Source organism: Magnetospirillum fulvum MGU-K5 (assembly GCF_000442515.1).
Lineage (GTDB): Bacteria > Pseudomonadota > Alphaproteobacteria > Rhodospirillales > Magnetospirillaceae > Phaeospirillum > Phaeospirillum fulvum_B.
In genome coordinates this window covers 1-13,810 of sequence record NZ_AQPH01000087.1, presented here as the reverse complement: position 1 = coordinate 13,810, position 13,810 = coordinate 1, and the positions used below count along the sequence as shown (strand labels likewise).

Here is a 13,810-nt window from a genome sequence, read left to right as displayed (position 1 = left end):
TGGCTGCACGGGGTGATCGTGCGAGGATCTTCCATCATATAAGTGAGGATTTCGCGGAACAGAGCGGAGTGGATTTCGTCGAGATCCTGATCCCGGTCGCGCACCGCCAGCGCCTTGCTGGAATCGGCACCGAGATAGGCGTCGAGCACATCCTTCACCATCGCCAGCGACAGACGGCCGAGGCGGCTGACCGACCGGGTCTGGGCCACCGGCGGCAATTGGTTCAGCACCAGCGAGCGTTTGGCGACATTGGCGGCCAGATCGCCGATCCGTTCGACCTCGCCCGCGATCTTGAGCGCGGTGACGACGGTGCGCAGATCGTCGGCGACGGGGGCGCGCAGCGCCAGCACCTTGATCGCCTGCTCGTTGATGAAGGTGTCGAGGCTGTCGATGCGGGCATCCCCGCCGACCACCTCGCCGGCCAGATCGCCGTCGCGGTTTTCCAGCGCCTGAATCGCGGCGGCCAGTTGGGTTTCGGCCAGACCGCCCATCCGGGCCAGCGCGTCGCCGAGCTTGCCGAGTTCGACGTCGTAGGATTTGACGATATGGTGCTCGCCGATGCTCATTGCGCCCGTCCTTTAGCCGAATCGGCCTGTAATATAACCCTGGGTCAGTTCCTTGGCGGGGGCGGTGAAGACCTGTTCGGTCGCCCCCACTTCGACGATGGCGCCAAGATGGAAGAAGGCGGTGATCTGCGAAACGCGCGCCGCCTGCTGCATCGAGTGCGTGACGATGACGATGGTATAATGATCGCGCAAGGAATCGATCAGTTCCTCGATCTTAGCGGTGGCGATCGGGTCGAGCGCGGAACAGGGCTCGTCCATCAAGATCACCTCGGGCCCGACCGCGATGGCGCGGGCGATGCAAAGGCGCTGCTGCTGGCCGCCCGACAGGCCGGTGCCCTTGGAGCCAAGCCGGTCCTTGACCTCGCCCCACAGCCCGGCGCTTTCCAGGCTGGATTGCACCACCGCATCCATCTCGGACCCTTCGCGGCACAGGCCCATCAGGCGGGGACCAAAGGCGACGTTGTCGTAGATCGATTTGGGGAACGGGTTGGGGCGCTGGAACACCATCCCGACGCGGGCCCGCAGCAGGACCGGATCAAGCCCATTGGGGCCATAGACCGGCTCGCCGTCGAGGGTGACCTCACCCGAGACGCTGGCGCCGGGGATGGTGTCGTTCATCCGGTTAAGACAGCGCAGGAAGGTCGATTTGCCACAGCCGGACGGGCCGATCAACGCCGTCACCCGCCCGGAGGCGATGTCGAGATCGACGTCTTTCAGCGCCAGCTTGCCACCGTAGCGGACGGCCAGATGGCGGGCGGTCATCTTGGGCGAAGGGGCCCCTGGGTCGGGCATGAAGGGTTCCTTTGGTCCTCGCGGAGACGATGTCACGCCCGGTTATAGCGGGCATCGGACCGGACGCAATTCGAAAAAGGTGAAGGATTCATGGCAATGCGATTCGGCCGGTCCGAGACCGCGGCACGGAATACGACTTTGCCCTACCTTGCCTTGGGCGACGCCAGCCCTCATTATGTGTAGCACGATGAAAGCCGCCAACTCGCGCCGCTCATGGCGCCACGCCACCGCCGAGACCAATCCCCAGTCCGAAGCCCGCCGTTGCGACCACCCTGGGTGCGACCAAACGGCCGAGCATCGGGCGCCGCGTTCGCGCGACCAGCTCGACGAGTATTACTGGTTCTGCCTCGACCACGTTCGCGCCTATAATTCGTCCTGGGATTATTATGCCGGGATGCCGCCCGAGGCGATCGAGGCCGAATTGCGCCGCGACAGCACCTGGCAGCGTCCGACCTGGCCGCTGGGGCGTCAGGGGGCGAACCGCCGGTTTTCCTTTGTCCTCGACGATCCGTTCGATCTGTTCGAAGAGGCCGAAGCCGAAGCCCAGACGCGCAAGGCCCGCGCGGCGGCGACGCCCGAGGACGAGGCGATGAAGGTGCTTGAGCTGCTGCCGCCTTTGACCGCCGAGGGCCTGAAGGCCCGCTACAAGGCGCTGGTCAAGCGTCACCATCCCGACGCCAACGGCGGCGACAAGGATGCCGAGGAACGCTTCAAACAGATCAACCAAGCCTATCATATTCTGAAGACCAGCCTGGACGCCTGACGGCGGCCGGGCCGGACGATTCCCCTCAAGGACGATCGCATGACCTCCAAAACCCAGATCCCGCTCGCCTCGGACCACCCGATGGCCGAGCCCGACATCGAGATTTCCGCGCGCGACGTGTTCGGACTCGATACCGACATGACGGTGCCCGCCTTCAGTCTGGGCAGCGAGCATGTGCCCGAGATCGATCCTTCGTACCGTTTTGATCCCGATACGACCCGCGCGATCCTGGCCGGTTTCAAATATAACCGCCGGGTGATGATCCAGGGCTATCACGGCACCGGCAAATCGACCCACATCGAGCAGGTGGCGGCCCGGCTCAACTGGCCCTGTATCCGCATCAATCTCGACAGCCATGTCAGCCGCATCGATCTGATCGGCAAGGATGCGATCGTGCTGAAGGACGGTCAGCAGATCACCGAATTCCGCGAAGGGATTTTGCCCTGGGCGCTGCAACACCCCTGCGCCCTGGTGTTCGACGAATACGATGCCGGTCGCCCCGACGTGATGTTCGTGATCCAGCGGGTGCTGGAGGTCGAAGGCCGCCTGACTCTGCTCGATCAGAACCGGGTGATCCGGCCGCATTCCGGCTTCCGTCTGTTCGCCACCGCCAATACGGTCGGGCTGGGCGACACCACCGGGCTGTATCACGGCACCCAGCAGATCAATCAGGGGCAGATGGATCGCTGGAACATCGTCGCCACCCTGAATTATCTCGACCACGATGCCGAATGCGCGATCATCGTTGCCAACCAGCCCGAACTCGACACGGTCGAGGGGCGCGCCCTGGCCTCGAAGATGGTGATGCTGGCCGATTTGACCCGGACCGGCTTCATGAACGGCGATATTTCGACGGTGATGAGCCCGCGCACGGTGATCACCTGGGCCGAGAATTACCGGATTTTCGGCGATCAGGCTTTTGCCTTCCGCGTCACCTTCCTCAACAAGTGCGACGAGATCGAGCGGCCGGTCCTGGCCGAATATTACCAGCGTTGCTTCGGCGAGGATTTGCCCGAGGGACCGGCGCGGCAATTGGCCTGACGTCATGACCGTTCCTCCGCACCGCACCGAGGGGCCGAAGGTGGTCGGGCATAACGAAAGCCCGGCCGATCTGGTCCGCCGCACCACCGCCGCGACGCTGAAGGCGGTGTCGGGCCGTATTGACGTCGAAGTCGATTACGGCCTGGGCCAGGGCAGCGTGCGCGGGGCCGAGGTCCGCTTGCCGGCATTGCCGCGTACCGTTCTGCCCTCTGATCTGGCCCGGCTGCGCGGCACCGCCGACATGGTGGCGCTGCGGCTGCGCTATCACGACGACAGCCTGCATAACCGCCGGATGCCGCGCCAGCCCGAGGCCCGTCAGGTTTACGAGGCAGTCGAGCAGGCTCGGGTCGAGGCGCTGGGGGCGCGGCGGATGGCCGGGATCGCCGCCAATCTGGGCGAGTTGCTGGAAAGCCGGATTCTGGCCGAGGGATTGGACCGCGTCACCCGTCGCGATCAGGTTCCCCTGGCCGAGGCGGTGGCGCTGATCGCCCGCGAACGCTTTTCCGGTCAGGCTCCGCCCGCGTCGGCCCGTCACGCCGTCGACCTGTGGCGGACCGAGATCGAGACCAAGGCGGGCGCGGCGCTTGACCGCCTGAGCGGGCTGTTGCGCGATCAGGACGCTTTTTCGCGCGGGCTGTTCGACCTGTTGCGTCAGCTTGAGGTCGGCGGCGACCTGGAGTCCGAGTCCGGCGAAGGCGGCGAGAGCGAAAGCGCGGCGGAAAATCCCGAGGCCGCCCCCGGCGAGGCCAGTGACGAGAAAAGCGAGAGCGGCGACGCCCCGTCCGACGCCTCCGACGCCGAGGCTCCGGGGTCGGCGGGCGAGGCCGACGAAGACGAAGGCGGCGAGAGCGGCGACGAACTGACCTTGACCGGCGCGGGGGTCGATGACCCCGGCGGACCGTCGCGGGAACGGCGCGACCAGGCGGCGGCGGGCCGCGAGGTGCCCTATCGGCCCTATACCACCCGGTTCGATCAGGTGGTGGGGGCCGAGGATTTATGCGATTCCGAGGAATTGGGGCGGTTGCGGTCGCAGCTCGACCAGCATCTGTCCCGGCTGCAAGGGGTGGTGTCGAAGCTGGCCAATCGGTTGCAACGCAAACTGATGGCGCAGCAGACCCGGTCGTGGGCCTTCGATCTTGAGGAAGGCATCCTCGATACCGGACGGCTGGCCCGGATCGTTGCCAATCCGACCCATTCGCTGTCGTTCAAGGTCGAGAAGGAAACCGATTTCCGCGATACCGTGGTGACGTTGCTGATCGACAATTCCGGCTCGATGCGGGGACGTCCGATCACCGTCGCGGCGATGAGCGCCGACATTCTGGCCCGGACGCTGGAACGGTGCGGGGTCAAGGTCGAGGTGCTGGGCTTTACCACTAAGGCGTGGAAGGGTGGTCAGGCCCGCGAGGCGTGGCAGGCCGAGGGCAAGCCTCCCAGCCCTGGTCGTCTCAACGATCTGCGCCACATCGTCTATAAGGCGGCCGACGCGCCATGGCGGCGGGTGCGGCGTAATCTGGGCCTGATGCTGCGCGAAGGCATCTTGAAAGAGAACATCGACGGCGAGGCGTTGCTGTGGGCGCACGACCGGCTGTTGGGGCGGCCCGAACTGCGCAAGATTTTGATGGTGATCTCGGACGGTGCCCCGGTGGACGATTCCACCCTGTCGGCCAATTCCGGCAACATCCTGGAAAAGCATCTGCGCGAGGTGATCGCGACGATCGAGACCCGCTCGCCGGTCGAACTGGCGGCGATCGGCATCGGTCACGATGTCACCCGCTATTACCGCCGTGCTGTCACCATCATGGATGCCGAGGAACTGGGCGGAACGATGATGATGCAGCTTGCCGACCTGTTCGATGAAGGACAGGTGGGGACCAGACGCCGAATCCGGTAGACAGGAGCAGAGACGGGAGCGATTTTAACGGAATGGTCGTGCTTCCACGCCCCCGCGTTTTGCTTGCGATCGTTGCCGCCGTTACCTTGCTGGGTGGCGTGGGCGGACTCATTGCAATTTCCTGGCTCGACCGCACCGCGACCGAGACCGAATCCAGCGACCGGCTGCGGCTGTCGGCGCGGCTGACTGAAAGCTATGTCCGGGCCCTGCATCAAGCCGGGCAGGAAGTTCTGGTCCGCATCGGCGAGTATTACAGCCACCATCCCGACGGGGGCGGGGTGCGGCCCTGGCTGGACTCGCTGGTGGCGGCCGCGCCCTATATCGAAGCGGTGCAGATTCAGAATTCAAAGAGCGAAACCATCCTTTCGACCGACGCGGCCGCACCGCTCAGCGAGATCGAACAGAACGATATCCGCACCGCGTTGTCGCAGCCGGGGCGGACGGTGATCGGGACGATGCCGCCCGAAGCCCGCTCGGGGGCGCGGATGATCACGTTAAGCCGCGCCTTTACCGCGCCGTCCGGGGCGGTGCTGGGGGTGGCGCGGATTATGGTGTCGATCTCCTATTTCAACGATCTCTTCAGCAGCCTTAACCCGCCGTCCGGGGCGGTTTATTCTGTTTTGCGCCGCGATGGGATGCTGATTGCGCGCTATCCAATGCCGGTGGGCGCATCGCGCCTTGATCCCGCGTCGCATCCCTTTACCCGCTTCGCCGAGGCTCCCGAAGGGGTCTACCGCGCCATGTCGGTGGTCGATGGCGGCGATCGGATGGCGTCGTACCGGGTTCTGCCCGATCTCGATCTGGTGGTCACCGCCGGGTTGCTGGCCGATACCGTGTTCCAGGGCTGGCAGGTGCGGACCCTGCACGCGACGGCGCTGGTGGCGGTGGCGCTGTTGCTGGTGTTGGGGCTGACCGCAGTGGCCGATGAAAGCATGCGCCACGAATTCCGCCTGCTCCGCTCGGTCAAGCAAAAGGCCGACGAACTGGCCGCGGCCCTGGCCGACAAGGACGTTCTGTTTCAGGAAGTCCATCACCGGGTCAAAAACAACCTTCAGGTGATCTCGAGCCTGCTGACGATGCAATCGCTCCATGTCCGCGACGAGGTCGCCCGCAACACCTTGAAGGACGCGCTGGACCGCATTCATTCGATGGGGCTGGTCCACCAAACCCTGTACGAGCGCAATCTGGCCGCCAATGTCGATCTAGGCGCCTATTTCGGGCGGCTGGCCGAGGCGTTGGCGGGCAGTTACGGGTCGGGCAAGGGGGGCGTTACCGTTCAGGTCGATGCCAGCGGAACCCTGGAACTGGAACGGGCGGTGCCGCTGGGGATGCTGGCCAATGAGGCGCTGTCGAACGCGCTGAAGCATGCTTTTGCCGACGGCCGCCATGGCACCGTCCAGGTATCGTTGCATCAGGCCGAGGGGCGCTGGCGGCTGGTGGTGCAAGATGACGGCAGTGGTATCGCCGCCGAACCGGGGCGCGGGATCGGCTTTGGCCTGATCCGCGCGTTGTCGCGGCAGTTGGGCGGCTCGGTCGATTTCGCCGCCGCGCCGGGCGGCGGCACGATGGTTACGATCGACTTCCCGGCCTGACCCGCCTTCAACGGATTGGGGGCCAGGGGCCGAGCCCCTGGCGGGTGTGGGCAGAGCCCACGTTCTAACTGTTGATCCTCAGTTACTCTGCCGCCCGGGTTTTCGGGTCGGCGCTGCGGTCTTCTTTCAAGGCCGCCAGCAGGGTGACGCGGATTCGCTCCAGCTTGCGCTCGTGCTCGACCTTATGGCCGAACACGTCCTTGACGTAAAAGACGTCGACGACCCGCTCGCCATAGGTCGAGATATGGGCCGACGAGATTTGCAGCCCCAATTGGGTCATCGCCGAGGTGATGTCATACAGCAGGCCGGGCCGGTCGCGGCCGTTGATCTCGATCACGGTGTGCGAGCGCGACGGCTTGTTATCGACCAGCACGCGGGGCGGCACCTTGAAGACATGGGCGCGGCTGGGCAGGTGGCTCTTGCGCGTCGCCAGTTCCTGAGCGAGGCGGAGCCGACCGGACAGCACCTGTTCGATCGTTCCGGCCAGCCGTTGCAGCTTGGCCGGGCTATCGAACGGCGCGCCCTCGGAATCCTGGACAAAGAAGGTGTCGAGCGCCATGCCGTTGGTCAGGGTGATGATCTTGGCATCGACGATGTTGGCGCCTGACACTGCCATCGCCCCGGCGATCTGCGAGAACAGGCCGGGATGGTCGCCGGTATAGACCACCATCTCGGTGACGGCGCGTTGGGCATCGACCCGGGGCTCGATCGTCAGCGGCGCGCCGGTGATCTCGGCCTCGCGGACCAGACGGGCATGACGGCATTGGGTGGCGGTGTCGCAGCCGGTCCAATAGCCGGGATAGCCCCGCGCCAGATGAGTCTCGATCTCGCTCTGCGGCCAGCCTTGTTGCAGCAACTCGACCCGCAACGCGTCCTGGGCCGCCTTGACCCGGGTGGAATGGGTCAGCCCGGCCAGCCCGCCGGTCATCACCTCGATCGTGCGGTGATAGAGTTCACGCAGCAGCCCGGCTTTCCAGGCGTTCCACACCGTCGGCCCCACCGCCCGGATATCGGCGACGGTCAGGCACAGCAACAGCCGCAGCCGTTCGGGCGATTGCACCAGGGCGACGAAATCCTGGATCGTCTTGGAATCGTCGATGTCGCGCTTGAAGGCGACGCGGGTGAAGGCGAGGTGGTGGCGCACCAGCCACGAGACGGTCTCGGTCTCCTCGTCGGTCAGGCCCAGGCGCGGCCCCAGCTTCAGCGCGACGTCGGCCCCGATCTGGGAATGGTCGCCGCCGCGTCCCTTGGCGATGTCGTGGAGGAAGGTGGCGACATAGAGCGCCTTGCGCGAGCTGATCTGGTGGATCACTTCCGAGGCGGCGGGAGCCTCCTCGGCCAACACGCCGCTCTCGATCGAATGGAGGATGCCGAGCGCCTGGAGGGTGTGCTCGTCGACGGTGAAGACGTGGTACATGTCGTACTGCATCTGCGCCACCACCCGGCCGAAATCGGGCAGGAAGCGGCCGAGAACCCCGGCCTCGTTCATATGGCGCAGCGCCACCTCGGGATTCTTGCGCGAGGTCAGCATTTCGACGAACAGCCGGTTGGCGTCGGGATCGAAACGCAGCGCCGATCCGATCCGCTTCAGATTGCGGTGGATCAATTCCAACGCCCGCGGATGGATATCGACATCGTTTTCCAGCGCGGCGTGGAACAGCCGGATCATCGCGCCGGGATCGGTCTCGAACTGATCGGGGGTGGCGACGTCAAGCCGTCCGCCTTCCTGAACGAAGCCATCCAGCATCGTCCGCCGCGCGAACAGCCGCCGGAACGGCAGGCGGCGGGGCTTGCGCCGGTGCCGCTCTTCGACCAGGGCGCAGACCAGCCGGGTCAGATCGCCGACATCCTTGGCGATCAGGAAGTAATGCTTCATGAAGCGCTCGACCCCGCGCGAGCCGGGGCGATCGACATATTGCATCCGCCGGGCGATCTCGGGCTGAACGTCGAAGGTCAGCCGATCCTCGGGGCGGTCGGTCAGATAGTGGAGGTGACAGCGCACCGTCCACAGGAACGCCTGATCCTTGGCGAAATGGCTGGCGGCCTGGGCGCTGATGATCCCGGCCTCGGCCAATTCGTCGATCCCGGCCACGCCGTACATGTCGCGCGCGATCCAGAACAGGGTGTGCAGGTCGCGCAGGGCGCCCTTGCCTTCCTTGACGTTGGGTTCCAGCACATAGCGGGAATCCCCCATCTGGGCGTGGCGGGCATCGCGTTCGGACAGCTTGGATTCGATAAATTCGACGCCGGAATTGGACATCACTTCGGCGCGATAGCGGTTCTGAAGCTCGGCGAACAGATCCTGGTCGCCCCACAGCCAGCGCATTTCCAACAGCGCGGTGCGGACGGTCAGATCTTCCTTCGCCCCTCGGATGCATTCCTCGGCCGAGCGGGTCGACTGCCCGACCTTGAGGCCCAGATCCCACAGCATGTAGAGGATGAACTCGACCATCTGCTCGTGATAGGGCACCCGCTTGTAGGGCAGCAGGAACAGCAGATCGACGTCGGAATGGGGCGCCAGTTCGCGTCGGCCATAGCCGCCTACCGCGACCAGGGTCATCGTTTCGCCCAGGGTGCGGACGCTTTGGGGAAATTCGTGGTCGGCGGCGAAATCGTGGATCAGCCGGACCAACTGATCGATCAGAAAGCAGCCTTCGCGCACTGTCAGCGACCCATCGCCTCTTTCTTCGAAGCGGCGGCGGATTTCGGCCCGACCCTCGGCCAGCACCTGCTTGAACAGCTCCAGCACCTTGCCCCGGCGGCGGTTGCGGGGCAGGTCGTCGAGCGCCAGGGCGTCGAGTCGGGCCAGGACCGAGCGGCGGTTGATGATGGCGCGCTGAGAGATGATACGGGTCATGGCGAGGGCGTTTCGTCCGGATATTAACGGACCAGTATAGGAACCGCCGCGCTCTGCTCGCCAGCCGAATCGGTGGGCGCGGGCGAATAGGCGCGGACGAAGGCAACGAATTCGTCGGCGGGCATCGGTCGGGCGATCAGGTAGCCCTGAATCTCGTCACAGGCGAAAAGCCGCAGCAGGTCGAGCATTTCCTGGTTTTCGACCCCTTCGGCGATGGTGCGCAAGTTCAGGTTGCGGGCCATCTGGATGATGGTGCGGATGATCGCGGCATCATCGGGATCGGTGGCGAGATCGCGGATGAAGGATTTGTCGATCTTCAGCTTGTCGACCTTGAACCGCTTCAGATAGCTGAGGCTGGAATAGCCGGTGCCGAAATCGTCGATCGCCAGCTTCAGCCCCAGCGCCTTTAACTGGAACACGGTCGCCAGCACCTCCTCGACATCCTTGATCAGAATCGATTCGGTCAGTTCCAGTTCAAGACAGGCGGGGTCGAGGCCGAACTCGGTCAAGGCGTTGACGATCGTCTGTTTCAGGTTGCCGCGCTTGAATTGCAGCGCCGACAGATTGACCGCGACGGTGACCCCCGCCAGCCCTTGGGACTGCCACGCCGCGGCCCGGCGGCAGGCTTCGCGCAGAACCCAATCGCCGATGGGAACGATCAGCCCGGATTCCTCGGCCACCGGGATAAAGCGGTCGGGCGGCACCCGGCCCAGATCGGGGTGGTTCCACCGGATCAGCGCCTCGGCCCCGATCACCCGGTCGGTGGCGAGGTCGATCTGGGGCTGGAAATGCAGCTCGAACTCGCCGTTATCGAGGGCCTGATGCAATCCGTTGCGCAGCCGTAACTGTTCCGCGACACCGATATTCATCCGCTGGTCGAAGAAGCGGTAGGTGTTCCGCCCCTCTTCCTTGGCGTGATACATCGCGGTGTCGGCTTTTTTCAGCAAGGTGGCGAAGTCGGTGCCGTCGTCGGGATAGACCGCGATGCCGATCGAGGCGGTGGTCAGCAGGGGCTGGCCCTGAATCTCGAACGGCTGGGCGATCCCGGCCAGGATTTTATGGGCGGTGGTGCTGATCGCGTCGCTGGTGCGCGGGCCGGTCAGCACGATCAGGAATTCGTCGCCGCCATGGCGTGAAATGGTGTCGGTCTCGCGAACGCAGCCGCGCAGCCGCTCGGCAACGGCGCGGATCAGATCGTCGCCGCAGGCATGGCCCAGCGAATCGTTGATGCCCTTGAAGCTGTCGAGATCGAGGAACAGCAGCGCCGCCATCGTCCGGTCGCGCTGGGCATGGGCGGCGGCCAGGGTCATCCGATCCTCGGCCAGCAGGCGGTTGGGCAGGCCGGTCAGCGAATCGTGATAGGCCAGATGCTCGATCTTCTGCTCGGCGGATTTGCGCTCGGTGACGTTGTCGAAAATCACCGCCAGCAACCCGTCCTCCGTCATGAAGATGGTGGCGACGAACCACATGTCGAGGGGAGCGAAATAGCCTTCGCATTTTTCCGCCCGCCCGGTTTCGGCGACGCGCAGGGACAGATGGTAGATTTCGGAATCGGCGCCCTTCAGGGTCGGGAACACCTCGGACGCCAGTTTGCCGCGAACATCTTTCAGTCCGGTATGGCGTTCAAAGCTGGGATTGGTGAACAGATAGCGGAAATCGACCGGGCGACCGTTTTCGTAGATCACTTCGTGGGTGATAAAGCCGCTCAGCATGTTTTCGAACATCGAGCGATAGCGCGCCTCGCTGCGGCGCAAGGCATCGCTGGCGGTCAGCAAATCGGTGATGTCGCGCGACACGCCGATCAGCCCCACCACCCGGTTCGCCGTGTCGAGCAGCGGCGCCTTGGTCACCGAAAAGGTCCGCACCCCCGAGCGGGTGGTCAGGGTGCGGTCGATGGTTTCGATCCGCCGTTCCGCCATCAATTTGCGGTCGGATTCGATCAGGTTTGCCGCCTCGGTCTCGGGAAACAGGGCGTGATCATCCTGTCCGATCACCTCGCAGGCGTGGCGATCAAGCATCTGTTCGGCGGCGCGGTTGAACAGGAGATAGCGGCCCTGGCTGTCCTTGACGTAAATCGCCTGGGACGCCTGATCCGAGATCGAACGCAGCCGCTGGGCCAGCGCTTCGATACTGGAGAGCCGCGAGCCGACGCAGGTGCGGCGCAGCAGCACGGTCAGCAGCAGGGCTGAAACGGCGACCAGCACCAGCCCTCGGACCAGACCGGGGATGGGGGCGACGATGTCGGCCAACACCCCCTCGGTCAGGACGATCCAGGCAGTTGCCCCCGATCCGTACCACAGGGCGATCCGGCGCGGAGTCGGGCGATCGGGTGGCGCTATGCTGGGAAGCGGGGGGTCCTGCTTCACCGTTGGGCTTGGCGTTAAGTCTGGCATCAGCCTCTCGCAAGCAGGGGCTAAAAACGATAGCCTGTGCCGCGCCGGGGATAAAGCCCCGACAGACGGTTCGCGGCATCTTTCGGTTGCCGTTTGGGGAGATTTGTCCGTTGAGATTTCTTTTGGCATGCAGCGCCTTGATCGATCGGATCAATGCGCGGGTCGGACACAGCGTTCGCTGGCTGATCCTGGCGATGGTTGTGATCTGCACCGCGACCGCCGTGATGCGCTATCTGTTCAATGTCGGCTCGAACGCCTGGCTTGAAGTGCAATGGTACTTGTTCGCGGCGGTGTTTCTGCTGGGAGCGGGCGATACCTTGCGGCGCAACGAGCATATTCGGATCGATATTATCGCCCAGCGTCTGTCGCGGCGGTCCCAATTGTGGATCGACATCGTCGGGACCGTGTTGTTCCTGGCCCCGATGGCGGCGGTGATCATCGTGCTGTCCTGGCCGATGGTGACGGCGTCGTACCTGCAAGGCGAAGTGTCGAGCGATGCCGGCGGGCTGCTGCGCTGGCCGGTCAAGCTGCTGATCCCGGTCGGCTTCTCGCTGCTGCTGCTGCAAGGCGTGGCCGAATTGATCAAAAAAGTCGCGATCCTGACCGGCCACGCCCCCGACCCGGCGGCGTCGGAAACCGGCGTTGCCAGCCCCAAGGCGGGAGGCGTGCTGTGACCGCCTTTATCATTGCCAATATCGCGCCGCTGATGTTCGCATCCCTGGTGCTGTTCCTGCTGTTCGGCTACCCGGTCGCCTTTGCGCTGGCGGCCAACGGTCTTTTGTTCGGGCTGATCGGGATCGGTCTCGATCTGCTGACGCCGTCGCTGTTCCAGGCCCTGCCCGAGCGGGTGTTCGGGATCATGCGCAACGACACCCTGCTGGCGGTGCCGTTCTTCACCTTCATGGGGCTGATCCTCGAACGCAGCGGGATGGCCGAAGATCTGCTCGACACGATCGGCCAGTTGTTCGGCCCGATTCGCGGCGGGCTGGCCTATGCGGTGATCCTGGTCGGCGCCCTGCTGGCGGCAACCACCGGGGTGGTGGCGGCCTCGGTGATTTCGATGGGCCTGATCTCGCTGCCGATCATGCTGCGCTATGGCTATGACGCCCGCGTCGCGACCGGGGTGATCGCCGCTTCGGGGACGCTGGCCCAGATCATTCCGCCCTCGCTGGTGCTGATCATCATGGCCGATCAGTTGGGCCGCTCGGTCGGCGACATGTATCAGGGCGCGCTGGCCCCCGGCCTGCTGCTGACCGCGCTTTATGCCGGTTATGTCCTGCTGATCAGCGTGGTCTTCCCCAAGGCGGTTCCGGCCTTGCCGCTGTCGGCGCGCACCCTGCACGGTCTGCCGCTGGTCGGGCGGGTGGCCACCGCTTTGCTGCCGCCGCTGGTGCTGATCTTCCTGGTGCTGGGGACGATCTTCCTGGGCATCGCGACGCCGACCGAAGGCGGCGCGATGGGCGCGGCCGGGGCGCTGATCCTGGCCCTGATCCGGCGGAAACTCAGCTGGGCGCTGTTGTCTCAGGCGATGGAGAGCACGGCGCGGCTGTCCTCCTTCGTGCTGTTCATCCTGATCGGCTCGACCGTATTCGGTCTGGTGTTCCGGGGCGTCAACGGTGACCTGTGGGTCGAACATTTGCTGACCGCCCTGCCCGGCGGCGCGGTCGGCTTTCTGGTCGTTACCAATCTGCTGATCTTCGTGCTGGCCTTCTTCCTCGATTTCTTCGAGCTGGCCTTCATCCTGGTACCGCTGCTGGCCCCGGTCGCCGACAAGCTGGGGATCGATCTGATCTGGTTCGGGGTGCTGCTGGCGGTCAACATGCAGACCTCGTTCATGCACCCGCCGTTCGGTTTTGCCCTGTTCTTCCTGCGCAGCGTCGCGCCGCGCCGCGACACGATCGACAAGATCACCGGG

The 13,810-nt window shown here is 64.8% G+C and carries 10 protein-coding genes; 6 read left to right on the top strand and 4 right to left on the bottom strand.

The window, feature by feature from the left end; genetic code table 11:
• Nucleotides 1-566: phosphate signaling complex protein PhoU (phoU, locus tag K678_RS15610; RefSeq protein WP_021133441.1), on the bottom strand; the 566-nt coding region annotated here is incomplete at its 3' end.
• Nucleotides 567-578: 12 nt separating this feature from the next.
• The gene (gene pstB / locus K678_RS15605; RefSeq protein WP_021133440.1) at nucleotides 579-1,358 is read right to left on the bottom strand and encodes a phosphate ABC transporter ATP-binding protein PstB; all 780 of its coding nucleotides are present in this window, start codon (nucleotides 1,356-1,358) and stop codon (nucleotides 579-581) included.
• Nucleotides 1,359-1,545: 187 nt separating this feature from the next.
• On the opposite strand from pstB, the gene K678_RS15600 reads away from it, so the two are divergent.
• Genes K678_RS15600 through K678_RS15585 form a run of 4 tightly spaced genes read left to right on the top strand, consistent with a single transcriptional unit; the run spans nucleotide 1,546 to nucleotide 6,645 of the window.
• A complete protein-coding gene (locus tag K678_RS15600) occupies nucleotides 1,546-2,121 on the top strand; it encodes a J domain-containing protein (protein ID WP_021133439.1) in 576 nt (191 codons plus the stop codon).
• Between the two features lie 39 nt (nucleotides 2,122-2,160).
• Nucleotides 2,161-3,162, top strand: a complete 1,002-nt coding sequence (cobS, locus tag K678_RS15595; RefSeq protein ID WP_021133438.1) for a cobaltochelatase subunit CobS — start codon at nucleotides 2,161-2,163, stop codon at nucleotides 3,160-3,162.
• Between the two features lie 4 nt (nucleotides 3,163-3,166).
• Complete coding sequence (gene cobT, locus K678_RS15590; protein ID WP_021133437.1) at nucleotides 3,167-5,053, top strand: cobaltochelatase subunit CobT; 1,887 nt, start codon at nucleotides 3,167-3,169, stop codon at nucleotides 5,051-5,053.
• 32 nt (nucleotides 5,054-5,085) lie between these two features.
• Nucleotides 5,086-6,645: a sensor histidine kinase gene (locus K678_RS15585; RefSeq protein WP_021133436.1), complete on the top strand. Its 1,560-nt coding sequence runs from the start codon at nucleotides 5,086-5,088 to the stop codon at nucleotides 6,643-6,645.
• Between the two features lie 82 nt (nucleotides 6,646-6,727).
• On the opposite strand, the gene K678_RS15580 is transcribed toward K678_RS15585, so the two are convergent.
• Together K678_RS15580 and K678_RS17985 are read right to left on the bottom strand one after the other, a co-directional pair.
• Nucleotides 6,728-9,502: a [protein-PII] uridylyltransferase gene (locus K678_RS15580; protein ID WP_021133435.1), complete on the bottom strand. Its 2,775-nt coding sequence runs from the start codon at nucleotides 9,500-9,502 to the stop codon at nucleotides 6,728-6,730.
• 23 nt (nucleotides 9,503-9,525) lie between these two features.
• Nucleotides 9,526-11,868, bottom strand: a complete 2,343-nt coding sequence (locus K678_RS17985) for a putative bifunctional diguanylate cyclase/phosphodiesterase (protein WP_196802599.1) — start codon at nucleotides 11,866-11,868, stop codon at nucleotides 9,526-9,528.
• 137 nt (nucleotides 11,869-12,005) lie between these two features.
• Between K678_RS17985 and K678_RS15570 the strand changes: the two genes are divergently transcribed.
• Together K678_RS15570 and K678_RS15565 are read left to right on the top strand one after the other, a co-directional pair.
• Nucleotides 12,006-12,569: a TRAP transporter small permease subunit gene (locus K678_RS15570; RefSeq protein ID WP_021133433.1), complete on the top strand. Its 564-nt coding sequence runs from the start codon at nucleotides 12,006-12,008 to the stop codon at nucleotides 12,567-12,569.
• A partial coding sequence (locus K678_RS15565) for a TRAP transporter large permease (RefSeq protein WP_021133432.1) occupies nucleotides 12,566-13,810 on the top strand: 1,245 nt, incomplete at its 3' end. The genes K678_RS15570 and K678_RS15565, both read left to right, overlap by 4 nt.

Coding starts and splice junctions, on each gene's coding strand:
- cobS (WP_021133438.1), top strand. CDS start 2,161: ATGACCTCCAAAACCCAGATCCCGCTCGCCTCGGACCACCCGATGGCC.
- cobT (WP_021133437.1), top strand. CDS start 3,167: ATGACCGTTCCTCCGCACCGCACCGAGGGGCCGAAGGTGGTCGGGCAT.
- K678_RS15600 (WP_021133439.1), top strand. CDS start 1,546: ATGAAAGCCGCCAACTCGCGCCGCTCATGGCGCCACGCCACCGCCGAG.
- K678_RS15585 (WP_021133436.1), top strand. CDS start 5,086: ATGGTCGTGCTTCCACGCCCCCGCGTTTTGCTTGCGATCGTTGCCGCC.
- pstB (WP_021133440.1), bottom strand. CDS start 1,358: ATGCCCGACCCAGGGGCCCCTTCGCCCAAGATGACCGCCCGCCATCTG.
- K678_RS15580 (WP_021133435.1), bottom strand. CDS start 9,502: ATGACCCGTATCATCTCTCAGCGCGCCATCATCAACCGCCGCTCGGTC.